Genomic DNA, 5,779 nt, shown 5'->3' on the forward strand with positions numbered 1-5,779 from the left:
CCACAGGTACAGGTTACACCATTGGTACAACCACAGCCGTTACTGGTACTATTACTAATGATGACGTGGCATCGTCTGTCACTATTAACCTCAGTGCTGACCAGACCATAGTCGAAGGTCAAACCAATCCTCAAAACGTCACTTATACCGTTACTCCTTTGCAGCTGGTTCGAGTACCGCAACTCTAATAATAGACCCCACCGCAGATACCACAGTTGAAGCTAATGAAACCGTGGCTTTAACTTTAGCTACAGGTACAGGTTACACCGTTGGTACAACTGCTGCGGTGACGGGAACTATTACTAATGATGATGTTTCATCATCTATAACTATTAATCTCAGTGCTGACCAGACGATAGTCGAAGGTCAAACAAATCCTCAAAACGTCACTTATACCGTTACTCTTTCCAACACCAGCACCCAAACCATTACGGTGAACTATGCAACTAGTAATGGTACAGCTATAGCAGGTTCAGACTATACCAGCAAAACAGAAACTTTGACCTTTAACCCAGGGATAACAACTCAATCCATCATTCTTCCCATTCTCAATGATTCCATCAATGAAGCAAATGAAACCTTTACCCTGACGCTGACATCTCCTACCAATGCTAGTTTGGGGACTAAAGCCAGCGCCATTACAACCATAACCGATACCCTCATTGCGTCAGCTACCACTACCTTACCAACCAACGTAGAAAACCTGACTCTCACAGGAACAACGGCTATCAATGGTACAGGTAATGCCAGTAATAACGTCCTCACAGGTAACAGTGCCAATAATACCCTTACAGGTCTGAATGGTAATGACACATACTCTTTTGTTGCTAATACCGCTTTAGGAACAGATAAGATTGTAGAAACTACAACAGGAGGAATTGATACTATTGACTTTAGTGGTACTACTGCCCCTGTGAATGTGAATTTGGGTGTAATCACCTCACAGACTGTCAACAGTAATCTGAAACTCATTCTTTCTGCCAACAACGTTATCGAAAATGCTACAGGTGGCACAGGTAATGACCGTCTCACGGGTAACGCTCTTGATAACCTTCTCATTGGTGGTGAAGGCAATGATCAACTGCAAGGATTAGCGGGAAATGATATTCTCTGGGGAGGATTAGGTGATGATATTCTCAACGGTGGACTCGGTAATGATCAATATCGCTTCCAAGGCAATGGGGTATTTACCACTAGTTTAGGCGTTGACTACATTACCCAGTTTGATGCCGGACAAGACAAAATTGTTCTGAGTAAAAGCACATTCACGGCTATTACTAACACTGTCGGACAAGCTTTAACTAATTTTGCAGTAGTCACTGATGATGCATTAGTCAATGCAAATGCTGCTCGGATTGTTTATAGTCAAAGTTCTGGTAGTTTATTCTATAACCAGGATGGAAATGTTCTGGGTGCAGCCACTGTGTTTGAGTTTGCCCGTTTAGGGAATCTTGATATTACCCTTGCTAGTAGCGATTTTAGTTTGATTGCTTAGTTTTTTGTAGAGGCTATGGTGGGTTACGCTGTCGCTCTAGCGAAGCCATGCCCGCAAGGGCTTTACCCACCCTACTTTAAGATTTATCTCGTTCCCAGTCTCTGACTCTTTATCTCGTTCCTAGCCTCTGGCTGGGAATGCCTACTTTAAGGCTCTGACTCTACTGTTAGGAGGAAGGCAGAGCCTTCTAGAATTCATTCCCATACGGAGTATGGGAACGAGAAACGAGAACACTAGCGGAAAATCAAGGGTTTACAACCCACGTAGGTGGGTTTTGCCTGTGTAGCCGCGACTTCTAGTCGCCAGGGCTGTTAGGAGGAACCCAGCCTACTTTAAGATTTATCTCGTTCCTAGCCTCTGGCTGGGAATGCCTACTTTAAGGCTCTGCTTTCAATGACAACTCCCTCACCACACCACGCTTCTAATAGCCATTTTTTAGATTGCTGATCAAGTGCTGGTAAAATGCGGAAATTAAAAACATCCTGCCAAACTTCAACGTTATTCTGGGCAACAAAGGTTTTTTCCAATTCTTTAAACTGTAGATAATCACGATCATTAATAGCAATCAGCATGGGAATGATTGTGCTGATTGAAATTTGAGTAGCAACTATGCCTATAGATGTCATTGTGGGTAATCCTCAAAAATACAAATAAATGGTAGAGACACCTGTTCAGTATTGATGATTTTAACCAACCGCTGATCTTTGCTTGTGGCAAGTTCCAAACAGACTCATGCAACAAGTACTTAAATTATCGCTTTAATATTAAAAATAGGGGCAATAAATAATTCCCTACACCTAAACATAAACACTTATTGTGTATGACTATAGTTAAAGTCCCACAAAAACACTACCCCAAGGCAGAAATTATTCGCCGGGGTATGGCACTGGGGATAGATTTTCTTGGTGTCTGGTTAGTCAGTTCCTTACTGGGAAGCAGTAATCTGGGGATTCAATTTGTCCAAATCTTTGTTTTTATCTTCACTTGGCTAGTTTTACGAGTGCTAGTGGTGTATAACAATCAGGGACAAAGTTTAGGACGTTGGGCGTTTGATTTAAAAATTTTAGAAATTCAAAACGGGCAAATAGTCGGCAGAATCCCCCAATTGCAGGCATTATTGCAGCGCGAGGGAATAATTTGCCCTTGTGCCTTGCTACTCTCCATTGGGTTGAGCAATATAATAGCTAATCCCACTGCTATACTGCTAGTGCTTCCTCTAGCAATTGACTGTGGTGCAGCCTTGTCCGATACTCAAATGCGGCAGGCTTTCCATGACCGCTATGCTAAAACTATAATCGTTTCCTCGCGGCGTGGCTATTCGCTGGATTTAAAAATTAAGCGATTAGTTGAAAAAGTGCAGCGAAATGTGAGAAGATAGTCATTTGTGTTAAATCTCTCCAGGCTTTACTGTTTGTAAGATTATGGCTAAGAGTAAAGGTGCCCGCATAATAGTGACACTAGAATGCACCGAGTGTCGTACTAACCCAGACAAGCGTTCAAATGGCGTTTCTCGCTATACCAGCACCAAGAACCGTCGGAACACCACTGGTCGCTTAGAACTGAAAAAGTTCTGTACCCACTGTAACAAACACACTGTTCACAAGGAAATTAAGTAAAGATGAGTTATTATCGTCGTCGCCTGTCGCCAATTAAGCCAGGAGAACCAATCGATTATAAAGACGTTGATTTATTGCGTAAATTTATCACCGAGCGTGGTAAAATTCTACCCCGGCGGATTACTGGGTTGACATCTCAGCAACAGCGCCACCTGACATTGGCGATTAAACGCTCTCGAATTGTGGCCTTGTTGCCATTCATTAACGCAGAAGGCTAAGAAGATTTTGGATTTTGGATTTTGGATTTGAGGAATAATCCAGAAAAAGTAACGTTGGCAATATTTATTAAACGTTTCTTTCAGTCCAAAATCTAAAATTTGATTAAAAGTAAAGGAATGTATAATAGCATTCCCAATTTCAAATCATCAGATTGGGGATTAGATAGTAATTATTTAATCCAAAATCTAAAATCTAAAATCTAAAATTATTAAAGTGCGAGAGTTGTGGACAAGGGGACGCTAGTTGAATTTAGGGTTCAAGGCGATAGCCGTCTAGGAGTAGTAGATCGTCCAGACGGCAAGACCCGTTGGTTTGTAGTAGATGAACGAGGACAATCCCACAGCCTCGCGCCTCGACAAATAACTCATACAGTTAACGGACAAACTTACAAGCCCTCGGAAATTGCCAAGTTTTTAGAACAAGTCAAGCCTTACTTAGATCCATCTAGCTTGGAAGTAGCTTGGGAATTGCTGGTGGAAGATGGAGAAACAGTTACCCCCAGCCAAATGGCAAATCTGCTGTTTTCGGAATCAGATGCGCCTCAGTGTTATGCCGCTCATTGTTTGTTATCAGAGGACAAACTCTATTTCAAGCAAAAAGGCGATGCTTACGAACCGCGTACCGCTACACAAGTAGCAGAACGAAAACACCAGATTGAAGTAGAAACCCAAAAAGCTAAGGGACAGCAGGAATTTTTAGGGCGTGTAGAACAGGCACTCAAGGGTGAACCCGTAGAATGGCAACGCCATGACCGCCAGCGCTTAGAAGCACTGGAAAAATACGCGGTGTTACTGGCAGACATTGTGCGAACGGGGGTAAACTTCGACTCTTTAGCTCGTGCGTATCCCCCCGGTGTACCAGTTTTAGAAACTATGAATATGCTGGGACGGTCTGCTACACCCCAAGCAGCCTTTCAACTGTTGATAGACATAGGTTGGTGGAATACCCATGAGAACCTGTTCCTGCGTCGTTCTTCAATTCCCGTTCAGTTTCCCAACAAGGTATTAGAAGTGGCGCAACAACGCTTAGATTTTCCCCCAACTGACTTAGATGTAAATCGTCTAGATCTGACTCATCTGAAGGTATACACAATTGATGATGAAAGTACTACCGAGATAGATGATGGATTGAGTTGGGAATTACTACCAGATGGTCGAGAACGTTTGTGGGTACATATTGCTGACCCGACTAGGTGGTTAATTCCAGAAGATGATTTGGATTTAGAAGCCAGAAAGCGGGGGAGTACAGTTTATTTACCAACGGGGATGATTCCCATGTTTCCGGAGGTATTAGCCACTGGCCCCATGAGTTTGGTACAGGGGAAAATTTGTTGCGCTCTCAGCTTTGGGATTGTTTTAGATCAAACTGGATCTGTAGAAGATTACCGCATTCATCCTAGCTTGATGAAGCCGACTTATCGCCTCACCTATGAAGATGTAGACGAGATGTTGGAATTGGGAGTAGAAGCAGAACCAGAAATTGCAGCGATCGCTAATTCTGCACAACGGCGTAAAGCTTGGCGGTATAATCAAGGAGCCATCAGCATCAATATGCCAGAGGCGATGATCAAAGTCAAAGACGATGATATCAGCATTGACATTTTAGATGATTCCTTATCCCGGCAGTTGGTAGCAGAAATGATGATTCTCGCCGGAGAAGTAGCGGCGCGTTACGGACAAGCACATAACATACCTTTACCATTTCGCGGACAACCCCAACCAGAATTACCCCCAGAACAAGAATTACTGCAACTTCCAGCCGGGTTTGTTCGTTCCTGTGCTATGCGTCGTTGTATGCCCAAAAGTGAAATGAGCATTACACCTGTGCGCCATGCTGGTTTGGGTTTAGATACTTACACCCAAGCAACTTCCCCGATTCGTCGTTACAGTGACTTACTCACTCACTTCCAACTGAAAGCCCACTTGCGGGGCGAAGTTTTGCCTTTCTCCGCAGAACAACTCAAAGAAGTGATGATGACTGTCACCAGTACCACCCAAGAACTAACAATGGTGGAACGACAAACAAACAGGTATTATGCCCTAGAGTATCTACGCCGTCATCCTCAGCAAGTATGGCAAATCACAGTCTTGATGTGGCTGCGCGAAGATAGCAACTTGGCATTAATCTTACTAGAAGATTTAGGCTTACAGTTGCCAATGGTCTTTAAGCGTTCTGTGAATTTGGGTGAACAATTGTTAGTTAAAGTTAGTCTCGCAGATCCGCAGAAAGATATGATTCAGTTTCAAGAAATTATTTATCAAGAAGCTCAGTCAGCCGCCAATTAAATCGGAGACGCGGTGACGGTGGGACGCGGTGACGCGGAGACGCGGGGAGTTTATTTAATCAGTAATTACAGCAGATTGCAGATCAATAAGGTACAAAATCAAACTTGAAACCTAGACAGCAAGGCAGTTTCACTCCTGTAGGGGCGTATTGCAATACGCCCCTA

7 protein-coding genes are annotated in these 5,779 nt (G+C 43.4%); 6 read left to right on the forward strand and 1 reads right to left on the reverse strand.

All coding sequences use genetic code 11. The annotated features are described in order from the left end of the window. Positions 1 to 188 (forward strand): hypothetical protein (locus A9Y75_RS29770; protein WP_236721456.1); only part of this gene is annotated, 188 nt, incomplete at its 5' end. Positions 189 to 232: 44 nt separating this feature from the next. Next, the gene (locus tag A9Y75_RS26730; protein WP_236721457.1) at positions 233 to 1,495 is read left to right on the forward strand and encodes a Calx-beta domain-containing protein; all 1,263 of its coding nucleotides are present in this window, start codon (positions 233 to 235) and stop codon (positions 1,493 to 1,495) included. 371 nt (positions 1,496 to 1,866) lie between these two features. Here A9Y75_RS26730 and A9Y75_RS18240 read toward each other — a convergent pair whose 3' ends face one another. Next, complete coding sequence (locus A9Y75_RS18240) at positions 1,867 to 2,121, reverse strand: hypothetical protein (RefSeq protein WP_071190965.1); 255 nt, start codon at positions 2,119 to 2,121, stop codon at positions 1,867 to 1,869. Positions 2,122 to 2,315: 194 nt separating this feature from the next. On the opposite strand from A9Y75_RS18240, the gene A9Y75_RS18245 reads away from it, so the two are divergent. The 4 genes from A9Y75_RS18245 (at position 2,316) to A9Y75_RS18255 (ending at position 5,615) form a co-directional block, all read left to right on the forward strand. Further along, positions 2,316 to 2,873, forward strand: a complete 558-nt coding sequence (locus A9Y75_RS18245; protein ID WP_071190966.1) for an RDD family protein — start codon at positions 2,316 to 2,318, stop codon at positions 2,871 to 2,873. A 43-nt stretch (positions 2,874 to 2,916) separates the two neighbouring features. Further along, positions 2,917 to 3,111 (forward strand): 50S ribosomal protein L33, encoded by a 195-nt coding sequence (gene rpmG, locus A9Y75_RS26735; RefSeq protein WP_083389659.1) that lies wholly within the window; start codon positions 2,917 to 2,919, stop codon positions 3,109 to 3,111. A 2-nt stretch (positions 3,112 to 3,113) separates the two neighbouring features. Beyond that, a complete protein-coding gene (gene rpsR, locus A9Y75_RS18250; RefSeq protein WP_016952137.1) occupies positions 3,114 to 3,329 on the forward strand; it encodes a 30S ribosomal protein S18 in 216 nt (71 codons plus the stop codon). Between the two features lie 225 nt (positions 3,330 to 3,554). Then, the gene (locus A9Y75_RS18255) at positions 3,555 to 5,615 is read left to right on the forward strand and encodes a ribonuclease R family protein (protein WP_071190967.1); all 2,061 of its coding nucleotides are present in this window, start codon (positions 3,555 to 3,557) and stop codon (positions 5,613 to 5,615) included. The last annotated feature ends 164 nt before the right edge of the window (positions 5,616 to 5,779 follow it).

The sequence above is a fragment of the Trichormus sp. NMC-1 genome, from assembly GCF_001858025.1.
GTDB lineage: Bacteria > Cyanobacteriota > Cyanobacteriia > Cyanobacteriales > Nostocaceae > Anabaena.